The 24,727-nt window shown below is 36.4% G+C and carries 13 protein-coding genes and 1 pseudogene; 3 read left to right on the top strand and 11 right to left on the bottom strand.

What is annotated here, in order from left to right; all coding sequences use genetic code 11:
• Positions 1–311: 311 nt before the first annotated feature.
• Complete coding sequence (locus tag EDD71_RS09545; protein ID WP_133628511.1) at positions 312–1,007, bottom strand: hypothetical protein; 696 nt, start codon at positions 1,005–1,007, stop codon at positions 312–314.
• Positions 1,008–1,754: 747 nt separating this feature from the next.
• On the opposite strand from EDD71_RS09545, the gene EDD71_RS09540 reads away from it, so the two are divergent.
• Entirely contained in the window at positions 1,755–2,624 is an 870-nt protein-coding gene (locus EDD71_RS09540) for an aldose epimerase family protein (protein ID WP_166636430.1), read from the top strand.
• A gap of 103 nt (positions 2,625–2,727) precedes the next feature.
• Here EDD71_RS09540 and EDD71_RS09535 read toward each other — a convergent pair whose 3' ends face one another.
• Positions 2,728–3,474, bottom strand: coding sequence for a hypothetical protein (locus EDD71_RS09535; protein ID WP_133628509.1), 747 nt, complete (start codon positions 3,472–3,474; stop codon positions 2,728–2,730).
• Positions 3,475–3,627: 153 nt separating this feature from the next.
• Between EDD71_RS09535 and EDD71_RS15755 the strand changes: the two are divergent.
• Positions 3,628–4,409 (top strand): annotated as a pseudogene (locus EDD71_RS15755) (transposase); the annotation flags it as partial.
• 100 nt (positions 4,410–4,509) lie between these two features.
• Here the strand turns inward: EDD71_RS15755 and EDD71_RS15550 are convergent.
• From EDD71_RS15550 to EDD71_RS09510, 3 genes are all read right to left on the bottom strand, one after another.
• Positions 4,510–5,433, bottom strand: a complete 924-nt coding sequence (locus EDD71_RS15550) for a cohesin domain-containing protein (RefSeq protein WP_207669323.1) — start codon at positions 5,431–5,433, stop codon at positions 4,510–4,512.
• A 694-nt stretch (positions 5,434–6,127) separates the two neighbouring features.
• On the bottom strand, positions 6,128–9,424 hold the full coding sequence (locus EDD71_RS09515; protein ID WP_133628507.1) for a glycoside hydrolase family 3 N-terminal domain-containing protein: 3,297 nt from the start codon (positions 9,422–9,424) through the stop codon (positions 6,128–6,130).
• A 1,119-nt stretch (positions 9,425–10,543) separates the two neighbouring features.
• Positions 10,544–16,474, bottom strand: a complete 5,931-nt coding sequence (locus EDD71_RS09510) for a glycoside hydrolase family 2 TIM barrel-domain containing protein (RefSeq protein ID WP_133628506.1) — start codon at positions 16,472–16,474, stop codon at positions 10,544–10,546.
• Positions 16,475–17,106: 632 nt separating this feature from the next.
• Between EDD71_RS09510 and EDD71_RS15935 the strand changes: the two genes are divergently transcribed.
• Positions 17,107–17,238, top strand: coding sequence for a hypothetical protein (locus EDD71_RS15935; RefSeq protein ID WP_279233017.1), 132 nt, complete (start codon positions 17,107–17,109; stop codon positions 17,236–17,238).
• 153 nt (positions 17,239–17,391) lie between these two features.
• Here the strand turns inward: EDD71_RS15935 and murJ are convergent, their stop codons facing one another.
• The 6 genes from murJ to EDD71_RS09480 all read right to left on the bottom strand — a co-directional run bounded on the left by murJ (position 17,392) and on the right by EDD71_RS09480 (position 24,086).
• Positions 17,392–18,960, bottom strand: coding sequence for a murein biosynthesis integral membrane protein MurJ (gene murJ / locus EDD71_RS09505; RefSeq protein ID WP_133628505.1), 1,569 nt, complete (start codon positions 18,958–18,960; stop codon positions 17,392–17,394).
• 139 nt (positions 18,961–19,099) lie between these two features.
• Positions 19,100–19,795, bottom strand: coding sequence for an acylneuraminate cytidylyltransferase family protein (locus EDD71_RS09500; RefSeq protein ID WP_133628504.1), 696 nt, complete (start codon positions 19,793–19,795; stop codon positions 19,100–19,102).
• Positions 19,796–19,808: 13 nt separating this feature from the next.
• A complete protein-coding gene (gene neuC / locus EDD71_RS09495) occupies positions 19,809–20,948 on the bottom strand; it encodes a UDP-N-acetylglucosamine 2-epimerase (protein ID WP_133628547.1) in 1,140 nt (379 codons plus the stop codon).
• A gap of 9 nt (positions 20,949–20,957) precedes the next feature.
• Complete coding sequence (gene neuB, locus EDD71_RS09490) at positions 20,958–22,004, bottom strand: N-acetylneuraminate synthase (protein WP_133628503.1); 1,047 nt, start codon at positions 22,002–22,004, stop codon at positions 20,958–20,960.
• Between the two features lie 842 nt (positions 22,005–22,846).
• A complete protein-coding gene (locus EDD71_RS09485) occupies positions 22,847–23,749 on the bottom strand; it encodes an IS3 family transposase (protein WP_279233018.1) in 903 nt (300 codons plus the stop codon).
• Between the two features lie 22 nt (positions 23,750–23,771).
• Positions 23,772–24,086 carry a transposase gene (locus EDD71_RS09480; protein ID WP_166636429.1) on the bottom strand — a complete coding sequence of 105 codons (315 nt, stop codon included), beginning with the start codon at positions 24,084–24,086 and terminating at the stop codon, positions 23,772–23,774.
• Between the last annotated feature and the right edge of the window lie 641 nt (positions 24,087–24,727).

The raw sequence follows: 24,727 nt of genomic DNA, 5'->3' as shown, positions 1-24,727 counted from the left end.
ATTTTGTCCAGAGACAAAAAATAGGAACGATTACCAATAAGCTTAAACCTGAGATAATAATCCCCAGCCTAAACCCTTGGGGAATAAAATTAAATATCACTTCATATTGCCCTTTTGGAAGTTCAACTGCTAATTTAGCAGGCTCTGAAACATAGGGTATGCTGCCAGAGCCAGGAATCGTGCATGCGGAGGCTCAATGTCAAAAAACAAGCCTTCATTTGAAACTTATTGCTTCAAATGAAGGCCAGGAGCAAAGTTTTCATTGCATATGGTGACCGTTAGAGCATTCTTGTCTGGCACCTAAATTCCAATTAATTCATGCTTGCTTTTATTTTTTCAATTTCTTCTTTTTCTAATCCTGTTGCTTTTATTATTGTTAGCATATCCATTCCCATTCCTAGTAAATTTTTTGCTACTTCTACTCTTCCTTCTTCTCTTCCTTCTTCTCTAAGTTTTTTATCTAATTCAAGTTTTCTCATAATATCCAATAAAAACTTTCTGTTATCATCATTTATTCCTGCTACTCCCATATTCTTATACACCTCCAATATTTCATTTGGATTTGCTTCTGTCAACACATTCATTATTATTCCGTATAGCGGATTTTTTATATTATTTATATATTCTATTATCCACTTCCTTACAAGTTCTTTATTCTGGTGCTCTATTTGAAGTAATTTTAAATACTTTGTTTCTTCATCTTTCAATTCTTTTGATACTATAAGTTGTGTTTCTATATCTGTATTTTCTATGTAATATATTCCATTACCTATTCTTTTTATTGCTGCTCCCTGCTCACTTTTTAAGTAATCTATTAACTTCCTTGGATATTTACTTGAAGTTAATGTAATCGTTATTTCTTTTATATCTATCTTATTTGTTCCTTCTGATAGTGCTTTATATAAATATGCATATGCTTTTACATTATAATAATCATCTATTGATATATAATCTGTTGGCGATCTATATTCAAATATATTGTATTTTCTAAATATTTTCCCTATCAATTTGCTTATTTCTATGTCATCCAGTTTCTTTATAACTAATATGTCTATTCTTAAAGGTTCTTCTATTCTGTTAAAAATTCCAAGTGCTCTTTATATTCTTTCAGCTCTAGCTGCATTGCTGCTGCAAACGCTGGATGCCACTTTATTTTTTCTTTTGACATTCTCATCACTGCCTTAGTTTTATTTCCTTTATTATATCATATTCACTTTTCAATGAAATACACAGCAGTATTCTTTAACTTAACATGCAATATTCTCAATAACCGCAACAGTCAGTGTTTCATAAGCATTGGGCGATTTATCTCAAACTTAATCCTTCAATTTTGTGCAACATTATGATATTATCAATATTATCCATTGTTAACATCCTTTCTTTTCACCCCTTTTAGCGTTGTTTCCAACTAAAAGGGTACTTGATAATAAGGGATTTAGCAATGGATTTTTTTCCATCTAAACTGCTGCACTTTTCACTTCATTTTGTGGCACTTTCTTTTTTCATTATACAAATGTCTCCGAAGGTACTGATTTTTTTGCAAAAATATAATAAAATAGTACTTAGAAATAATTTAATCCGTTGTGCTAATTGAGAATCTGGTCGAAAATAAAAAATATATGAAATTCACATTTTCTAAATCCCAAGCCTTAGAACTTCTTTGCTAAGAGTTCTGGTGAATGAAATATATTTTTTATCGCAGCGCCGATCTGCAAATTTATCTGGTACAGCGAGTTAATCATAGAGGTGGAGTTATGTTTTATCACGAAATAAAAAACGATGTTTTTGAAACACACATACTTTCAAACACCAACAAAGATACCTTTATTGAGGTTGTTCCAGAACGAGGGGGTATAATAACTAGCTTTGTTGTTGATAATAAGCCTGTTTTTTACCTTGACAGGTCTACCCTTATCGATACAAATAAGAACATCAGGGGCGGTAACCCCATTCTCTTTCCAATATGCAGCTACCTTAAAGATAATACCTACTATTTTGATGATAAACCATATACGATGAAGCAGCATGGATTTGCAAGAAACCTAAGTTGGAAGGTTACTGACATAACCACCAGCGATGATTCAGCCTCCATAAAGCTAATTCTCGAAGACAACGAATACACATACAGCCAATATCCATTTAAATTCAAGCTTGTATTTGAATACATACTTAACCACAACACCCTTACTGTAAACTCTACATTTATAAATAAGGATGAAAAACCAATGCCCTTCTATAGTGGATTTCACCCATATTTCTATGTGGAGGATAAGAAAAGACTTGATATAGAGATACCATCATGTAACTATACGGAACCCATAGAAGGAAGCATAGTAAATTCAAAATTTGCCTATGACAGGGACGAAATAGACGTTGTATATAAAGACCTAAAAGCAAACACCTGCATAATTAAAGATAACTCAAGAAAAATGAATATAGCCCTTAGTTTTGATAGTATATACAAATACATCGTTGTATGGACCCTTAAGGATAGGAATTTCATATGCGTTGAGCCCTGGATGGCCTCCACAGATGCATTGAATTCCAAAATAGACTTAGTACAAATTGATTCAGATAAAGAATTAAAGACAACTGTGATATTTAAAATACAAAACATAGATTAATAATTTCAGAGGAGCATACATAGATTTGATTTACACAAATCCATGTATGCTCCTCAATGTTTATATAACATAAGGGAATGCTTGCGCATTCCCTTATCAATTCTCAATTCTCAGGTGGCTGGCACCTAAGCTCTAAAATGCTTCTTATTCTATCGGAATATATCTTGTCTAATTTTTTTGCAGTAATATCAAAATTCTTACTATCGACAGTTTTGGGAACTCCAGCATCCACAAAAATTTTATCAAGCTCAAGAATGATCAGGTATATATCCTCGCCATTCTTTGTACCTCCTGAGCCACCGAAAAGGTTTATTTTTGTTCCATCCTTAAGTTCAATTATATAATAGAACTCTCCCCTTGAGTGAGAGAAGGGAATGCTTTTTCCATATATACCGGTATTAATTGACTTTACATCAGTATAGGAATATTTATTCCCCTTAGGTAAGAAAAAGCTGTGGTCAACTATACTATCCTTGAAAACAACGCTTACATTTACAACCATATAATATAGTATAAGTGATAGAATCACTGAAGAGAGGATTACTACTTTTCTTCCATGCTTTTTTATAAAGGCTGCAGTTATTCCTGTTGTGGTGAACTCGAAATAAGGCTTTTTTCTGTTCTTGAGATATAAAAAGATTCCAGCGAAAATAATTTCAAATAAAAACGCAAGCCTCATGGATGAGTCCCGTACGGTCCAAATGATATATTCGTCTGGTACAAAAATCAGATCCTGAATGAGTGCTAATAGGACAATCATTCCGATTGTTAGTACAATAATGGCAACCATCATTAAGATGTATTTTAATATGCCCCAAAGACCTTTTTCAATAGTAAATAGGAATTTCATAAACCTAAAACCTCCTGTTAGTGCTGTTATAATAATCATAATTGTTGATACCATATAATACAAGATTATATATAGCATTTTAATATCGTTGAGGGTGAAAGAATGATGTAGGCTGCGCTGGCTCCTTGATGGATTATCTATTAATTCTCAGGTGGCTGGCACCTAAGAGATGGTAAGCCGGAAGGCTTCTTCTATCTGGATCATAGAACAGTTGATAGCAAGCATAATATAATCGTAGATGTACATGTTACTCCCGGGAATATAAATGATGTGGATCCTTATTTAAGTAGACTCGATAGAATAATTGAAACGTTTAAATTCAATGTTAAATATGTTGGACTGGATGCTGGATACTTTACTAATCATATTTGTAAAGGACTTGCCGATAGAAAGATAATTTCTGCTATAGATTATCGATTAGGACCACATGAGAAAGGTAAATATACTAAAAATAGATTTCAGTATATAAAAGAATGGGATGTTTATGCTTGCCCTAATAATTATTTTTTAAAGTATAAAACTACAACACGTCAAGGTTATAAAGAATATGTTTGTGACAAAGAAATTTGTTCTTGTTGTAAGTTTAAGAATTCGTGCTTTACTTGGAAGACTGAGTTTAGAACTATTAGCGCCATGTATGGAAAGAATTTAAAGAGAGAAATATAGCTTTCCTAAAGACTGACAAGGGTAAACGTATATACAAGAGAAGAAAGGAAACTATAGAGCGAAGCTTTGCAGATTCAAAAGAACTGCATGGGCTTCGCTATTGCCGCTTCCGCGGATTAGCCAAAGTAAGTGAGCAATGCTTACTTACTGCCGCAGTGCAGAATATGAAAAAGATTGCTAGGACGTTAGCCCAACTATTTTTTGAGAATTTTAGTATGAATCATCTACTAATATTGCGACTATTTTTAATTTTTTATGATACCGTATAATTTTGAAGCTGCAAATATTAAACCCCTATGATTTTTTGAAAATCATAGGGGTTTATCAACAATCTGACTATCAAATTGATAGTGCCTTTGCATTTCTTAATTAATTGTTACGATTAAATTGGTCATTTTTCTTAGCAAATGGGTTGATCTTAAACTTGTATATCAGGCCTCCTGCAATCGCTAATGCAACAGCTACACCTGCAACTATTGGAAGTGTGCTATTTGCACCATCTCCTTCATCTATATCAGGGTTATTGGTTGAAGGAGTAGAGGTGCTTCCCCCGTTATTGTTACCTGTACTTCCAGTGTTTCCGGTATTTCCTGTGTTACCCGTACTTCCTGTGCTTCCAGTATTACTTGTACTTCCTGTGTTTCCACCGCCAGTATTTCCCGTGTTTCCGGTGTTACCAGTATTTCCTGTGTTTCCACCGCCAGTATTTCCTCCCGTATTTCCACCGTTATTCCCAGGGTCTGTTGTACCTCCTTCATTATTTCCGCCGCTTCCCGGATCAGTTACCGTCTTATCCTTGATGTTAAAAACAGCCAGATCCTGAGTATTGGAGGTTATTTCATTTGGTCCCCGGTCAACTGCTTTTATATCTGTTAACTTCAATGTTACAGGACCTTTTTTGAGAGCTTTAAAGGTCACCTCAGCAACCTCAACTGTTTCGATAGGAGTTTTATTTACATCATCATTATGTAATGCACAAACTAGTCTAGGTTGATCTTTATAAACTTCATACTTATTAACCCAATCTTCGTATCCAGACTTTGGAGTTGCTTTGCCCCCCTGTAATTCCAGCATGCTATTATCAAAATTGAGATAAAACTGCACACCGTACATCTCTACAACGTTATCAGCTTTTATGTACACCCTTATGATATCGCCAACCTCGTATTCAGCTTTATCAGTGACCATATAAATCTTTGTTTGCTTCGCAGCAAATGCTGTAGTTGGCCTAACAGCTAGTCCCATGCTAAAAGAAATCATGAGTAACAGTAATAAATTTAAAATTCTTTTCATAGCATACCTTCCTCCCCCATACTTGCTTTAACTTAAAATAAAAAGTATATTATGAATTCCAGATCAAGTTAAGATAATCATTTCCAAAATTCACTTTACTTTCCTCTCGCAAAATTCATCCCAATGTTTTCTCTCATCAATCATACAATGCTCTGCTGTACCACGCTTAATGCCTAAGAATTTCTAGATTACGCCATATTCCTCCTCTTATTTCCCCCAACACCGCATCCATTCATCAATCACTTCTTGATTCCTATTATATCCATTATTGAATAATTTTTCAATAAAATTTACAGAATAATTTGTTTATTCTATCCTATTAAATTTTTGCAATTTTAATAGGATAATTTTCCAATAAAATCTACAGAACAAAAGGTATTATTTGCTAAATTATTAATATTGAATGTTAAGCTATTCATGCAATAAAATTTTTATAGTTCTTATTCTTCTTTCTTATTCCTATTCATCCTTATATCGATTCACCTAATCCAGCCTTATATGTTACCATGTACTATAGTATTTTCACAGATACAAAGTGAAGACTTTTTCTTGGATACTAAGATTCTCCCATCACACCTCTTTCAGGACGGTTATAAGTACAGTATTTCTTTAATACTTTATATGTATTATTAATTATCCTGATTCTTCAAAATAAAAGGCCCCGGTATAGCCCGGCACCTTTTATCATTTAAGTTTATTTGTTTCTCATTCTGAGTGCTATAAACGCCAAATCACTGATATCAATCTTTTTATCAAGATTCATATCAAGACTTGCTTCATAGCCTTCATCTCCTTCAATCTTTCCAAAGGCCCTTGCTACCATTACAAGATCATTTACCTCAGTCTTGCCGTTATTAGTTAGGTCTGAAGTAGCTATTGCAACTCTCTTTGTTATGTCAACAGGTATTGTGTAGGAACCTGACTTGCTGTCTGCAAGCATTGAACCCTGTGAAAGCAGGAAGAGCTCAGCCGCATGAACGTCCTTAGCCTTGAAGCTTAGGGTTGCAAGTGTTACATCTCCCTTTGCTCCTTCATCTTCACCCTTTAAGGTTCCAATGAGCCTTATACTTCCGTCTTCACCTATTTCAAGTCCGTCATTTCCTAAATTGAAGTCTTTATTTACATCTACCTTTACAAACTCAAAGAGCTTTGCATCATATTTGAAGCCGAGGTCAAATCCGTAAAGATCCACTGCATCCTTTGCCCTGATATCAACTGTTGTTACCTCACCAACCTCAACTATTGACCTTGGCGACTCAACCACAACAACCGTAGGCTCAGCCTTGAGCTCCTCAACTGTTATTGGAACTGTGTTGGTTTCAACAACAACTCCATCAAGAGTTACAACTGCGCTAACCTCTGCACTTCCTACCTTTCTGGCAGTTATTGTTCCATCTTCCGCAACTGAAACTATCTCAGGATTGCTGGAGAAGTATTCAATTGTTGCCCCTGACAGGTCTGCATCCTTGCCGTTTGAGTACCTGGCTGTTACAGATGCCTTTGCGGTCCTGGTTCTCTCAAGGGTTGTATTATCAACAGTAAGAGTTACAGCTGGTGCACTTGATTCAGTCAGGTTAAAGCTTATCCAATTCAAATTGAAACCTCCATTTTCGCTGTAGAAGGTTACAACTTGCTTTCCGGCATTAAGCTCTACTTCAGTGCTTACAGTTCTCCAGCTTTGCCATCCGCCTGTCTTAGGTGCATCAACATAAGTAATATTTCCATTCATATCCCTAAGTGAGAAGGCATTTGCCTGTCCATTTGGTGAGGCTATTCTAAAGTTAACCTTATAGGTACCTGTTTGAGGTACGTCTATATAGTACTTTAAGTATCTGCCGGGGTTCATCCAGCCGACATCCTTTCCTCCACCTACGTCTGCGGTATTTTCAATAAATTCGTTTCCTAATGGATTCCAACCAACCTGATAGAGGTAGTTTTCAGCTTCAACCTTTCCAGGTAGTGCTGTTGGCACTGCACCTTCAGGTATAACGTCGTATGGATGGGTTGGTTTTTCAGGAAGCTTCGGAGTTACCTGATTCTTGGTAAGTCCATAGCCTTTATCAAACAGAACATACTGCTTGTTTGCATCTGTTAAAGGATAGGCTTCAATATAGAAAGGCCACTTCATTGAAAGCCTTCCAACGAAGTCCTTATCCCCAAAGAGAACGTCAGAAACTCCTTCTCCTTCAGTTCCTGGAAGCCAAGCTGCAACAAGACCTGCCCAATCCTTTATGTAATCGGTAACTATCATAGGCCTTCCGGAAACAAGTACAACTACAGTAGGTATTCCTGCAGCCTTAACCCTTTCGAGGGTTGCCTTATCAGTTGCATCAAACCCAAGTCCGTTGAGGTTGTCTCCGTTACCCTCTGCATAGGGCTTTTCACCTACTACAACTATGGCTACATCATGTCCCTCGGCACCTGTGCCGTCTGCGCTAAAGGTAACTGTCTGATCCTCTGAAACAGCCTTTTGAATTCCTTCGAGTATTGTAGTTCCCTTGGTTATAGGACCTGATTGTCCCTGCCAATGAATAGTCCATCCGCCACTCTGATTACCTATATCGTTGGCGCTCTTTCCAGCTACGAATATCTTCCTCATATCCTTAAGCTGTGAAAGGATGGGCTTTCCGTTTACCTCATCGTTCTTTAAAAGTACAAGTGACTTGCTGACTGCTTCCCTTGCCAGTGCCCTGTGCTCAGGTGAGCCAAGCTTTGCTGCAACTTCAGGGTTATTGGCCGGGTTTGGAGTTATTGGGTTTTCAAATAGTCCGAGTTGGAACTTAACCCTTAAAATTCTTGAAACTGCATCATCTATTCTTGACATTGGAATACCCGTACCTGGGTTTGCAATATCCTCTTCAACAAGCTGCTTAATCAATGAAATACAGGTCTTCCAGTTTTCAGGCTGCATAAGCATGTCATTACCTGCATTTATGGCAACCCTTAATTGATCTTTTAATCCACTTACGGGATTACCGGCTTCATCCCTGGTAATTTGCTGTATTGCATAATAGTCGGTAATTATAAAGCCATCGAAGCCCAACTGCCCCTTAAGTACGTCGGTTAAAAGGTACTTGCTTGCATGCATCTTAACTCCCTGTATGCTGTTATAGGAAGGCATTATGGTTCTTACGCCTTCAGCTATGGCGTCGGCATAGGGCTTTATAAGCTTTTGTGCTACCTCTTCCTTGGTCATGGTGCTTACATTACCCTGGTTTATACCATTATCAGTATAACCTTCTCCAAGGTAATGCTTGACAGTTGCTGCTGCCTTGTTAGGGTTTTTAAGCTCGTCTATGGTGTCCCCCTGCAGACCCTTAACATAGGCTGTTCCAAGGGCGGCAACAAGGTCAAGGTCCTCTCCAAAGCCCTCATATGTTCTTCCCCAACTTGGATTTTGTGGGTTTGCCAAACATGGCGCAAAGGTCCATGGGATGTTTGTAACCCTCATTTCCTCAGCCGTTGCAGCACCTATTCTTTTAACTATGTCAGTTGCTGCATTCAAATCTCCCATACCTATGGCACCAAGTCCTATATTGTGCGGGAATATTGTTGCGCCTATTACATTGCTATGGCCGTGAACGGCGTCAACACCGTAAATCAGCGGGATTCCAAGCCTGTTGTGAGTTGATGCTTCCACAAGTGCTGTAACTGTGTCATACCAGCTCTGCATGTCATTTCCTGTTACAGGGTCGGCTCCACCACCGCTTAAGACTGAACCTATGGAGTAGTCTATTACATCCTGTGGCTTAACGTTGCCATTGCCTGTCCCTATTTCGCCCTGCATCATCTGTCCAATCTTCTCCTCAAGTGTCATCCTGCTGAGAAGGTCTTTGACCCTGTCCTCAACCGGTGCGGTTGGGTCCTTGTAAAGGGGTTTGTCTGCCTCCTCAGCCCTTGCAGTCTGAGCCAGTGGTCTTGTAATAAGCATTGAAAAAACAAATATCATAATCAGTACCACCGACAGACCTCTTTTGGTTTTTTGATACATAAAATATCCCTCCTTTAGTTTTTTTATTTTAAGTAGCTGCGGCATTTTGCCTCAGCTATCCAAAATTCACGGAAAAGAAGTTGTCCGGAAAATTTTGAATCCTATCTGCAGACATACTATCCCCCCGTGACTCACCGATGGACTGGTAGATGCTTTTCTTCCCTCCTCTACATTGTTATGGTATTTAATGGAAATAAAGAAATCCAATGGCTGCTGTCATCCTGAAGGAGGTACGATTGAAGGATCCTAACCAACTTGGAAAGATACTTCGCTATCGCTCAGTATGACAAATCCTCTGTATTATCAAAGCGCAAACATTAATAAGCATATCGTAGGATCGAATATTATTTGACCACTGCACCTCGCCACGTTAAATATTTTCTGCTTTCATATATATGGATATCAATAAAGCTTTAACATTTTTATCGTAGGGAGCGGCCCCTGTGCCATTCTGGGGGCCCCAACCGCGGGAATAGTTTTGTTACTTTCAATATAGATGTTAGACTTGATAGATGCCGAGCTGAATATCACAATATTAAAACGTTTGCTGTTGATTATCCTTATAACTTATGTTTAACCCTTTAATTATTCGTAAATAATTCATATTTCCATAATATTCCATAAATTATTATATCATTTATACCAACAAATGTCATTCAATTTTTAAATATTTTCCAATTAAACTTAAATTGAGCGAATGCAGGGATTTGTAAAGGACTGCTGAACAGGCAAAGTCTCTACCCCTGACAAGTCACAGTAGATAAATCACTTTTTTGAATTAATCTTATCTAAATAAATTTACACAAATCTGTGGGCGTTCTCGATTGCTATTAAGCTATTCATGCAATAAAATTTTTATAGTTCTTACTCTTCTTTCTTACTCCTGTTCATCCTTATATCGATTCACCTAATCCAGCCTTACATGTTACCATGTACTATAGTATTTTCACAGATACAAAATGAAGACTTTTTCTTGGATACTTAAGATTCTCCGATCAAACCTCTTTCAGGACGGTTATAAGTACAGCGTTTCTTTAATACTTTATATGTATTATTAGTTATCCTGATTCTTCAAAATAAAAGGCACCGGTATAGCCCGGCACCTTTTATCATTTAAGTTTATTTGTTTCTCATTCTGAGTGCTATAAACGCCAAATCACTGATATCAATCTTTTTATCAAGATTCATATCAAGACTTGCTTCATAGCCTTCATCTCCTTCAATCTTTCCAAAGGCCCTTGCTACCATTACAAGATCATTTACCTCAGTCTTGCCGTTATTGGTTAGGTCTGAAGTAGCTATTGCAACTCTCTTTGTTATGTCAACAGGTATTGTGTAGGAACCTGACTTGCTGTCTGCAAGCATTGAACCCTGTGCAATCAGGAAGAGCTCAACCGCATGAACGTCCTTAGCCTTGAAGCTTAGGGTTGCAAGTGTTACATCTCCCTTTGCTCCCTCATCTTCACCCTTTAAGGTTCCGATGAGCCTTATACTTCCGTCTTCACCTATTTCAAGTCCGTCATTTCCTAAATTGAAGTCTTTATTTACATCTACCTTTACAAGCTCAAAAAGCTTTACGTCATATTTGAAGCCGAGGTCAAAGGCGTAAAGATCCTTTGCATCCTTTGCCTTGATATCAACTGTTGTTACCTCACCTACCTCAACTATTGACCTTGGCGACTCTACCACAACAACCGTAGGCTCAGCCTTGAGCTCCTCAACTGTTATTGGGACTGTGTTGGTTTCAACAACAACTCCATCAAGAGTTACAACTGCGCTAACCTCTGCACTTCCTACCTTTCTGGCAGTTATTGTTCCATCTTTCGCAACTGAAACTACTTCAGGATTGCTGGAGAAGTATTCAATTGTTGCCCCTGACAGGTCTGCATCCTTGCCGTTTGTATACTTGCCTGTTAAAGTTGCCTTTGCAGTCCTGGTTCTCTCAAGATTTGTATTGTCAACAGTGAGACTTGCTGATTCAAGAGTTTCCTTTGTAAAGTTTATAGTATAGGTCTTTGTTGTAACTCCATCCTCTGCAGTAACAACTATTTTTGCAGTTCCGGGAACTCCTTCAGCCTGTGTAACTGAAACTGTGGCATTTTCATCTACTGGAGCTGCAGTTACCTCAGGTGCTGCCGCTGTTCCAACAGGAAGCTCAACATCGTAGGAGAATTTATCGGCTGCAAAGCCTTCAAGAACCTTATCACCAAGTTTTATTTCCTTTAGAAGTGCATTGTTGTTAAGAACGTTAAAGGCTAAGGTTTGAGTCTTAATCGTTCCGTCTAATATTATCTTTACAGTGATATTTGCTGTGCCGCCGCTAACAGCTGAAACTACGCCATTAGCGTTAACCACTGCAACCTCTTCATTGTCGCTCGTGTAGAATACCCTTGCTCTGCCCATATATGCTGCAGAACCGTCTTCCAGTGTTCCCTGTACTGAAAGCTGTGCAGGGTTTCCAGCTCCTATTGTTGTCTTATCTGCGGTTACAGTTATATCTGTAAGGTTTAATGGTATAAACTTGGCGTCTGCCCAGTCTGCGTGGTCTTCACTGTTACCATTGTTTGAATCAGTTACAACAAGTTTGAGTTCCCTCTTTCCAGTAACATCAAGAGAAACAAACTTTGCAGGTGTATCCTTTACCATATTGCCGCTGTCAAACACCTTTTCTCCATCAAGGAATACCTGGAAAGTTACACCCAAGCACCATCGTCCGGTTATTTCCTGATCAACTCCAACGTAGCTCTCGAAAGTCTTGTATCCCTTTCCTTCGAGATTATAGATAATTGTTGAGTTTGCATGGGTTCCAATACCCTTTGCAAAGCTTCTATTCCCTGAGTTTGTACGCAGGGTTATTGTATTTCCATCGCTACTTCTGTCTCTTCGTATTTGTCCCCAGCCTACTGTTCCACTTACCCAATCAGTATCACTGAGATAAATTGACTTATCAACTGTAAAGTTTATTGTATAGGTTTCTGTTCTTGTTCCATCCTCCGTAGTTGCAGTAACTATCGCTGTTCCCGGTAAATCCTGAGGCTGTGTAACTTCTATGTTTACATCACTTCCCAAAGCAACGGCTTCTACTGTTGGAACTCCAACAAGATCCTTTGCAGGTATACTAATATCATATACATTCTGGCTTCCATAGAAACCGTCTAATGACTTTCCATCAATCTTTATGTCTTTAACAAGATTGGTTTGCAGGTCATACTTGCTAAGCGCCATAGGTGAATCATCAGCGGATATAGGCTTTAACCTCATGCTGTAGGAGTATGTCCTGTTTGCATACAGAGTAAACTCTGGATGAGGCCTTGCTCCCCAGCTGTTGTCTCCACCAACGCCCATCTGCTTGTAGTTCAGATGAAGCACTGTATCAGGAGTTCCCTTAAGCTGATATGGGTGAGCAGTAGTGCTGAGTTCCTCAGCTGTATAGTGAAGGGCACTTGCTTCTATTAGAGGCTGTCCTGAAACCATAAGCCCCACTCCATCGTTGTTGGTTATTGTCAACCATCTTACGTCAGTTTTGTTTCCTGTTTCTGATGGTTCAATGTATGGGAAGAACTGGTCTGTTACCGTGCTCTCATATACACCAACATGGGCTCCGGTATTTCTATCCCAGTAGTTTTCCTGTGGCCCTCTTCCATACCACTTAAGGTTTTCAAAGCCTGCAGGCATTGTCATTTCCATACCTATTTCAGGTATTTCAGGAAGTGATGCTCCTGGCTTTAATACGACTTCTACAACAACATCCCCGCTTCCAAATACGGTTATGCTGTTGCTGTACTGGGATGGATTTGTAGTTGGAAGTGTTGCCTTTACGTCGATCCTAACAGCCTTGTCGGATATCTTTGTAACCCTAACATCGTCAACTTTCCTATTCTGTCCTGCATATCTCCAGGTAGCTGTTCTTGAAGGCATTCCGTTACCCTTGTCATTGTCATTAGGTGCTCTCCAGAAGTTAGGCTGAAGCTCTGACTTAACAAGCTCTGTTCCCCTATAGTTGAAGGAGGTTATGGCTCCCTTTGCCTTGTCAAGGGTGAGTTCGAAGTCTGTTCCCTTAACCTTAACAGCCATTTCTGTCTCTTCCATGTCAAGGCTTGGCATATCGGATACTTTAAGTACAGGCTTATCAGGTACTCCAAATGGAACGCTGAACTGCTCGGATACTATCTCATGTCCCTTTGGTGCCCACTTGGTATCCTTCTTGGTTGTAAATCTAATATTGAGCCAATATTCTGCTCCCGGTTTTACCTCGGGCTTTGTAAACGGTATTGTTACTTCCTTTGTTGTAAGAGGTTCAATATCAAGGCTTCCAAGCTTGCCTTCCTGAAGAACCTTTCCGTCCTCCATAAGGTTCCAAGCTGCATCAAATTCATTCAGGTTTGTAAAGAGGTACTTATTTATAACTGACACCTTGCCGTTTACAAGGTCGGCTGCCTTAACCTCGATGTTTGAATAAATATGCTTAACTTCACTTAACTGAGGCTTTGGCGTTCTGTCTGCGTAGATAAGTCCGTTTGCACAGAAATTTCCATCATTAGGTATATCTCCCCAGTCTCCGCCATAAGCAAGATACTTATCATCCTTATATTCGTTTACAACTTCGAACTCATCGAAGTCCATCCAAAGAACCGTACTGTCATCGGGCTTTCTGTTCTGATCTTTAATTTCATCAGCAGTTAATGCTCTGTTGTAGATTCTTACTGAATCTATGTCCGCATTTGAACCTCTGTTCTTTTCCGGATTTCTTCCTATATTTACAGGATAGCTGTTTTTAGAAATTGTGCCTTTATGTTCAAGTTTATTAGCGAGTTCTCCATCTATATACAATTTCAATTCATTACCATCATAAGTTCCTGCCAGATGATGCCAGTTTCCATACCAATTTTGTGGGACATCCACATTAACCGATATCCACTGAGTCCACTGTCCAGGCTCATTTTCATCATATATGAAAAACTCAATAACTTTTCTTCCAGTGCCCTTGAAGTTTGCACTCTGCTTGATTGCAAATTGAGTATCTCCCTTTGTAATAAACTCATTATCTTCATTGCTTTCATAGGGCTTAACCCAAGCTTCAAGCGTTAATCCTGTCCCCGATACATTAAGCTCAGGAGTATCAGGAAGAACCGTATATCCATTCATAGCTTTACCAGTTTTACCCTGTTCAACTATCTTCCCATAGAGCTTTCCCTTAGCAGCATATTTACTTGAGTCAGGTGTAAAGGTTGTAGAAGGCGTCTTTGCCCACAATGCCTGGTCTACCCAGTCCCAGATAAATCCGCCCTGGGTGTTTGGATTTGACTCAAAGGCTTCCCAGTACTGATAAAGATTGCCTACGCTGTTACCCATTGCATGGGCATACTCACAGAGAATAAGTGGCTTGCTTTCGTTATTCCAGTTCTGAACAGTTTCAACGCTTGCATACATGTAGCTCTGGATATCAGCATTTGCATTATCCCCTTCATAATGCACAAGCCTTGTTGGGTCGTTTTGGTGTACCCATTCTCTCATTATCCTAAAGTTGTCTCCGCTGCCTGCCTCGTTACCAAGGGACCATATAAGAATTGACGGATAGTTCTTGTCCCTTTCCACCATACTTTCAAGTCTGTCCAAAACGTTGGCTGTCCATTTGGGATCTCCCTTTGGTAATATACTGTTTTTTCCATGGGATTCAATGTTTGCTTCATCTATTACATAAAGACCATACTCATCAGTAATTTCAAGCCATGCCGGGTTGTTTGGATAGTGGGAGGTTCTAACTGCGTTGAGGTTGTAGGACTTCATTATTCTCATGTCCTCCATCATACTTTCAACGGTTACTGCACGTCCCATTTCTGGGTGGGTTTCATGCCTGTTGGCACCCTTAAACATTATTTTTTTACCATTAATCAGCATCTTTCCGTTCTTAAGCTCAAATTCACGGAAACCTACTTTGACGCTTTCAGCCTCGATAACCTTTCCCTCTGTATCCTTAAGGGTTAATACGAGGTTATAAAGGTTTGGATATTCAGCTGACCATTTCTTCGGATTTTCAACCCTTCTGCTTCCCTTAAGCTCTACTTCACCATTTGCTGCTACTTCTCCACTTAAAACCATGGGTTCTGTAAATACAGGTGCAGTTCCTTCATAGAGCATTGCCTCGACTGTGTGGGTAGCAGCTGCTACATCAGAATAGTTATGCAGGTTTACAGTAAGGTTTAAATCTGCATCCTTATACTCATTATCAAGGTCCGTTACATACCAGAAGTCCCTCATATGAACCTTGGGTGTTGAATAAAGGAATACATCTCTAAATATTCCACTCAGTCTTATGAAGTCCTGATCTTCAAGCCAGCTTCCGTCTGACCATCTGTATACCTCAACTGCAAGTGTATTTTCTCCTGATCTTACATACTTTGTGATGTCAAAGTCTGCAGGTGTATAGCTGTCCTCGCTGTATCCAACCTTTTGTCCGTTTACCCATACGTAGAAGGCTGATTCTACACCCTGGAAGGATATAAAAATCTGTCTTCCATCCCAATTTTCAGGAAGAGTAAAGGTCCTTCTATAGGAACCTACGGGGTTATACTTGGTTGGAGCATATGGTGGATTCGGATTCTCAACCCCTGTCCATGGATAGGTTATGTTTGTATAGATAGGATGGTCGTATCCCTCTACCTGCCAATTGGACGGTACCTTTATTTCCCTCCAGCCGCTTACATCGTAGTCTTCCTTGTAAAAATCCACTGGCCTGCTGTCTGGATTGTTTGCAAGGTTAAATTTCCAAGTTCCATTTAAAAGCTTTAAATACTCGGAATCGACACGTATTCCTCTGTTTGCAATATCCTTGTTGATGTCCTCAAGAGCTGTTTCACTGTCCTTGAAAGGAACAAGCGTAGCATGTGCCTTTTCCCTGTTTACCTGGAAGATCTCCGGGTTGTTGTTCCACTCAGGATATCCATTTGGAAGTACGTCTGCGAGAGCTGTCAGTCCTGATACCCCAAAGGCGGTAAACACCATAAGAAATACCATAAGCATGGAAAGAATTTTCTTACCCAACTTCCCCATATCTTTTCCCCCTTTATATTTTTCTGCTACAGATTAAGACTTAAAATAACATATCCAAATTTCCCAGGTTTTCACCTCCCATACTAAATTTAGAGACTTACTTTCTCATTTGGGAAATCAATTAAGTATGCCATACCGAAGTCTCTTATATTAAAGCTTAAACATAGCTTTAATCACTTTTTACTCTCTCTGTACAAATATTAGAAAACGTTTTCTATCCCTGGAGCAATAGCATTATCCTTATGGTTTTAGTATTATATGCTGATTCAAATAATGAGATGGAAATTTCATAAAGATTACTATAAAAAATTCTAAAAGAATGGTGTAAAAGTTAGAAAATTGATTTGACTAATAACTGAAAACGTAAATACTAAATTATTATTTATATGCAATACTTCTATATCATTTTATAATCATTTCGTACAATATAAAGTATACCATTTAAATAAAATTTTTCAATATTCTGGTAATTTATTTTCATAATTTTCTATATATTTTTTCTTCTTATATCTAACTTTAGTTATGTAAAATTAAAAGCGTAATTGGTAATACTGTAAGCGTCAAATGTTTCCAACATAGAAATGTTGTTTTATTCATGAGAAAATACCCATAAGAAAAGGAGGAATTGAATCATGAATAAAACAGAAATACGAGATGAATGGGGAAAATTTGAACAGCTTCCAAATGTCGATCCCAGGGACAAGAACATCATGGATTCTTTACTTCCCTGTCAGATACATTACCTGACAACTGAGAGTTTCTAGTCAAGAATAATGATACATCAATCCACATCTACATAATAGGTGGGAATTTTTTTACGCTTACCAATGTTTAGATAAAACATACGGGAATGCATCCGCATTCCCGTATCAATTCTCAATTCTCAGGTGGCTGGCACCTAAGCTCTTTATCAAATCTCAATTCTCAGGTGGCTGGCACCTAAGTTTCCTCTTAGCCAAATTCACTGCATACATAAATTCATCAAGCTTTAATATATATATACCCACAATGTATATTAATGCTCCAACTAAAGCACAGCTAAAAATTGATATAATTGAACCTTTAAAGTTTAATCCCAGCTTTGCTATTATTGCTTTGTTCATTAGCAATACCACTATAGACATAACAAGTGATGATACGGTAATTTTTATAAATGCGCTAAGCATTTTACCTGTCCCTACATCCTTTACCCTCTTATTTAAACTTCTAATTAAAAGAACAGTAGTTACTGTAATAGATATAGATGTTGCAAGGGCAAGGCCTGAAACCCCTATATACTTTACGAGAAGAAGGTTTAATATAATGTTTAATACAACCCCAGCTATACCATTTATCATTGGTGTTTTGGTATCCTTTACTGAATAAAATGCCCTGTTTATTATATCCCTTATCCCTATGAATATCATTCCAGGTGAATAGAAAAAGAGTGCCATGGCTGTAATAGTTGAGGCTTCCTTTGTAAATGCCCCTCTTTGAAAGGCTGCAACAACAAATGGCTGCCTTAAAACCATCATTCCAAATGTTGCAGGAATCATAATAAACATTACCATATTAACTGCCCTAACTACTGCATTTTTATATCCATCGATATTATCCTGCGCTGAATATGTAGCAAGGGTTGGGTATATAACTGTTGATATCGCCACTGCAAATATACCATATATAAACGTGTTCAGCTTATTTGCGTAGTTTAAAACAGCGATTGACCCCTCTCCGACTAGTGTTGCAAGCTGCCTGTCCACTAAGAAGTTAATCTGGCTAATCGACGCCCCTATCAAAACAGGAAGCATAAGCTTAAACATTCTTCTTAAATCCTCATCTTTAAAATCCAATATAAACCTATATTTATATCCAAGCCTCTTATATTCTGGAATGTAAATTAATAACTGAAGGAAATATGATATAACACTTGCTATCGCAAGTCCATATATTCCATATTTCTTAGCAAAAAAAATAAGATAAAAGATATATACTCCATTCATTACAAATCCCACAGCTGCTGGAACTGTAAACCTATTGTGGCTTTGATGTATACCCGTAAATATATTCTGAAGGCCTATAAATATCATTGAAAAGAACATTATCCTTGTTATGTTTACCGCATCTAAAAATACTTTTTCATTACCTATAAAACCTGGAGCAAAAGCCATTACTATATATTTAGTAAATATTAGGCCAAATAAAAGCAAAACAAAAACAACAAGCAGTGTAACATTTATAACATTGCTTACAAACCTGTTTCGCATCCTTTTAGACTTTGTCTCAATTGCCTCCGTAAGCATAGGAATAAAGGTAGTAGCAAGTCCACTACCAATACTTCCCAGAAGCAGTCCCACAAGCCCCATAGAAAAATTAAATATGTCTGCATCATAGGTTGCACCAAAGTTTGCAGCAACTAAGGTTTCACGAAGAAACCCCAGAATTTTGGATAGAATCGTGAAGGTTATTATTATGATTGAACCTTTAAGCAAGTGCTTTTTTGACATAGAATCAACTCCAGTTCTATTTTATTGTTTCATAAACGCAACATCGCTTAAATCTAATCTTATTATTGTATAACATAAGGGAATGCTTGTACATTCCCTTATCAAATCCCAATTCTCAAGTGGCTGGCACCTATGTTTTTTAATATCTTTTTACAAGAAATTCAAAAATTTCTAAATCTATCGGTTCGTCAATATCTATATCATATTTTTTATCCATGATATAAGCAAGTTTATTATCATTCAAGCTTGTATAATTGTTGAAGTTTTCGTTTAACTTATTGATATATATAGCACCATTAACCTTGTAAAACTTAGGGAAATCTTGTCTTCTAACTGTACTATTTACATTAAGTAAATTCTCAACTCTATCATTTTTATCTATTGTCCTCATTAAAATTGGATGTTCCTTCACTTCAGTAACGCTTACTAAGCTTTCTTCATTGCTTTCAACTATTTTTTTTATTGATTCATCTATATGCCAGCTTTTTCTTAACGGTTGAGTAGGTTGCAATAGTACCACATAATCATATTTATTTCCTTGCTTAACCAATTCATTTATAGCATGTAATAAAACATCTATCGTTTTAGAATTATCGTCTGCCAATTCTTTTGGCCTTAAAAATGGAACTTCTGCTCCACACTTTTTTGATACTTCTGCAATCTCTTCATCATCTGTTGAGACAATTATTCTATCTAAATATTGTGCTTTCTTAGCTTCATCAATTGTGTATTGAATAAGAGGCTTTCCATTTACATTAATTATATTTTTTCTTGGAATACCTTTACTTCCTCCTCTAGCTGGAATTATAGCTAAAAAAGTTTTTCCTTTATACATAGTATTTATCTCCTTAGTATTCAATATCAATAAAATTCTTTTGAATTTCCATCTCCCAGATATTCTTGCTTTCTAAAATCTCAATGAACTTTTTATCACTCTGGCCATCTCCAAAAACTTTGCTACTGCAAGCATCCATTTTTTCCAGTTTTTCAATTGCTTCAATAATCTCATTTTTATTTTCATTCACATGAATAATGTTTTTTAATTTTTTCATGTCATATCTACCTTTTTGTCTGATTCCTATATCTATCGAATGTATACCATATATTCCTGTTTCTCTAACACCTGCACTTGAGTTTCCGATCATAAAATCTGAGTGTTTTAATAAAGTAAGAAAATATTCAAACCTTATTGAAGGAAATACTCTAAAACGAGGATTCTTTTCAAACCTTTTATATTCATTTAAAATTATTTCATTTCCTTCGTCATTGTTTGGATAAATAACAACATAGTTCCTTTTAGATTCGATTACAGCATCAACTACTTCTTTAACATTTTGCTGTAGAATATCAACTTGTGTAGTAACAGGATGATAAATTAATATAGAATATTTATCAAAACTTATTTCATAATACTCTTTAACTTGATCTATGTTAGGTAATTTATCAGAAACCATTATATCAATATCAGGAGAACCAATGACAAAAACACTATCTTCCCTCTCTCCTAATTGAATAACTCTTTTTTTTGCTTCTTCATTGCTAACAAAATGTATATGCGAAAACTTAGTTATTGCATGCCTTATTGATTCGTCGATAGTTCCTGATACTTCCCCACCTTCTATATGGGCAACTTTGATATTATTAAAAGCACCAACGATAGCACCTGCCAGTGCTTCTAATCTATCACCATGAACAACTATCATATCTGGTTTTAATTCATGAACATAATTGCTTAATCCCAAAATAGTATTGCTTAAAGCTATATCCATATGCGAATTAGTTTGTTGGTTTATAAACTTATAAATGTTTTTAAAACCATCCTTTTCAACTTCTTTCCAAGTTGAGCCATATTTCAAAAGCATATGCATTCCGGTTACAAATATATGCAGTTCAAATTTGTCACTATTTTCAACTTGCTTCATTAGGGACTTTATTTTTCCATAGTCTGCCCTAGTACCTGTGAGAAACAATATTTTCTTCATTTTCATCCCCATCCGTTATTCCTCTATATCATCCCATCTTAGATGTTCATCATAAGCAATATCTCTTTTTATTCGCTTTCCCAATAAAGAATTGTAAAATTCAGCTTTTATCTCACCTGTTCCTGGCCTCTTTACCCAGATATTTTCTTTGGTTAAAACATCACCAGCCTTCAAATCTTTTATTGCTACCACAGTTGCAAAGGCAAAATCGATAGTTACTTTTTCTTCTGGTGCTGCTTCTTTTTTTCCACCTCTCATTTGTGCAATTTCAGCACTGCCGTCAATTAGCTGCTTTAATTCTTCAGGATCCATAGAACATACTATATCTGGTCCCGGCCTGTCTTTTGAATCTGTAAAATGTCTTTCAAGTATTGAAGCTCCTAATGCTGTCGCTGCTAGACTAGCATTATTATTAACTGTATGATCAGATAAACCTATTACTGCATTAGGAAAAGCCTTTTGTAATTCTAACATACCTCCAAGTCTTACTAAATGAGGAGGAGTTGGATATAAGTTTGTACAATGTAATAAAGCGTACTGAATATTATATTTTTCTAAAATGTTTACTGTTTTTCGAATGCTTTCAATATCATTCATTCCTGTTGACACAATCATCGGCTTACCAAATGAAGCTATATGCTCAATCAAAGGATAATTGTTGCATTCACCTGAACCAATTTTATAAGCCAGTACCCCCATCCTCTCTAGTCTATCAGCAGCTGCTCTTGAAAAAGGTGTACTTAAATAAATCATCCCTTTAGATTCAACATATTCTTTCAACGCAATTTCATCTTCTTCATTTAGTGCACACCTTTTCATAACATCATAAATTGATACATCAGTGTTACCTGGAATAACCTTCTTAGCTTCCTTGCTCATTTCATCTTCTATAACATGTGTTTGATGTTTGATAATTTCTGCTCCAACACTATAAGCGGCGTCAACCATTTTTTTTGCAACTTCTAAACTACCCTCATGATTTATGCCTATTTCTGCAATTACTAATGGTTTATAGTCTTCACCTATTCTTCTGTTTCCTATTTGAATAAATGGCTTAGTCATTAGTTTACCCCCTAACAAAAATCCTAATTTCTTACATAAAACACTTAATTTTTTAAAAATTTCTTACATCTTGTTATTATAACTTATAACTTTAAATAAGTAACTTTAAAAATGAAATTGCTAATTATGTACAAATATAATAACTTAGCAATATCTATTCATTAGGGATAAAAGTTCCCTAATGAAAAAGCTCCATTAAAATTTATTATGAAATTTTTTGATACTTGTAAACCTCATCTAAAAATGAATTTTCTTGTGCTTTATAGTACACGTTTAACTAATTCTTTAGTCGTTAGGCTATTTTTATAGACTATTACTTCATCAACAGTCTTTTTAGCATGAGAGTCTTTTGAAATACTCTAAATATTTTAAGAAAGTTTATTGCTAAAAATACTATTAAAAAGTATCTTTCAATATATAAAATGCTACGTGCCCTATATTTATCAAAGACTAAATTGTTTTTAAATATTTGCAATTGGACCTTCATAAGTATAAACCTAATAATACTTGCCTTTGACAGTAACAACATACAAAGCATCTGGATTTAATATATTTTTCAAACTGTGAAAGTTGAAACTTAACCTTTTTAATACTATTTTCCTATTTGACCTCACAACTCCGGCGGATTGACCCCCTATTATTGGACACTGTATTAAATTTTCATTGGCTTACGTAGAATTTCAAAAATTTATTATTTTTATCGCGGTCTGCCCTTGACATTGAGCCTCCACATGCATGATTCTTAGCTCTGGCAACGGCCTAAAATTCAGATCCTGCCACTTTTGAGACAAGGCTATCATGCATGCCCTCAATGTCAAGAGTACGCTTCGCCAGACCTTACTTTACAGCCTTATATTGACTTTTTCATTAGTTCTCTGTAGATACTCATAATATTCCCTGGGCGGCATATATTTTGTTGCCGAGTGTATCCGCTTTGTGCTATATTTTTTTACAAAATCATTAACTTCCTTATATGCTTCAGTATAGCTCTTAAATACATTTATACTTAGGCATTCATCCTCAAGTATCCTATGATATGCTTCTATGTGTGCATTCATATTTGGCGTTTTGTAAGGTATTCTTTCATGCTCTATACCTAACTCCTCACAAGCAGAAACAAAAGCATGGCTGATATACTGTGGTCCGTTGTCGGAACGTATAACCGGCTTAATTTCAGCATCATAAAGCTGCCTTTTACGTAATGCTATTTTTAATAATCTTACAGCATCCTCCCCTGTACAATTGAGTCCTATATAATGAGCAACAATATCCCTATCGGCAACATCTATGATGCTCATTATATAGAAAAACCTGTCCTCACCTTCTATATAACCATACTTTATATCTGTCTCCCACAATTGGTTTGATGCTGTAACTGTTCTGTTTTTAGCAATTTTTCTAGGATGCTTTGGTTTTATTTCTCTTTGAGGCCTTAGTATATTTAACTCTTTACAGAGCCTGTACACCTTTTTCTTATTGATTTTTAGGTTAAAGTTTCTTTTAAAAGCCATGGTTATCTTGTAGTATCCATATGAAAGGCCTTCATCTTCGATAATTTGAATGATATACTCCTTGATCTGGTCATCAGGTACTCTCTTATTATTGATATCAAGAGAATATCCTGGAATAGCTCTGCCGGGAGTCCTTCTTTTAGGCTTAGATTTCTTTGAAATTTGATAGTAATAAGTTGAGCGATTTAACTCTAATATCCTTAAAACTTTCGTTTTAGGATAACCTTTCTTTATCCACTTATTTGCAATTTCTACTTTATCTGCTATCGTTGGTTGGTTTTTTTAATAGGTCCTTAAGGATGGCAATCTCAAGATCCTTTTCACCTAGCAGCTTTTTTAATGTATTGTTTTCATCCTCAAGTGCCTTTATGTCAGCATGAGAAGTAATCTTACTTTCTTTTGTTAAGGTATTATTATTCTGAGGGTTTTTATACTGCCTAACCCATCTGCTAAGAAGGCTTGGAGATATTTCGTACTGTCTTGCAACTAGTGATGCATTACCTGTTTCTATTGCTTCCTTGATTAATTTTTCCTTAAACTCTGGTGTGAATTTTCTTTTTGTCACTGGCATATACAATTTCCCCCTTTGACAATTTAATCTTATCATATTAAAACTAATTGTCCAAATACTCTAGGGGGCTAAAAAGCCGGTTAAATGATAACCTTTGCTTAAATTTTCATTTATTATGGCATAGTTCTTACCTATTGATAGAAAGTGTGCCAACTTTTATCTAACACAAAGTAAGAATTTATACCAATTTTTACTTTGTGTTAGTATTACCAATTAGATTTTTATTTTCGAATAACTAAAGTTATACGATGATAATGATAAAATTTATTATTATTCTTCGAGTTAATGTCATAAAAAACATATATGTGCATAACTATTTAACAAATACTATGTCGAGCTTATATAAATTATTTAGACTCTTAATTATTCTTTATATTATATAATTGCCACTCTTCACTAAATCAGGTTTAGTAATAAATAAAAATTGTTTTAAATATACATTAAATATTCTATTAAGAAATTTATAAATTAACTCGTTGTGCTAATTTAAAATTTTAGACTTAGGAATATTATGGAAATAAAAATAGTTACACTACTCCTAAGATGCTATTATGAATTGTCAACAGGTTTATTTAACCAAAAATTAATCCTTTTATTTGAGATACTTTAGACTCATTATTAAATACTTTATTTACGTAGTA

The organism is Fonticella tunisiensis, assembly GCF_004364155.1.
GTDB classification, from domain to species: Bacteria; Bacillota; Clostridia; order Clostridiales; family Caloramatoraceae; genus Fonticella; species Fonticella tunisiensis.
The sequence above is the reverse complement of the archived record's forward strand: the minus strand, read 5'-3'. Positions and strand labels throughout refer to the sequence as shown.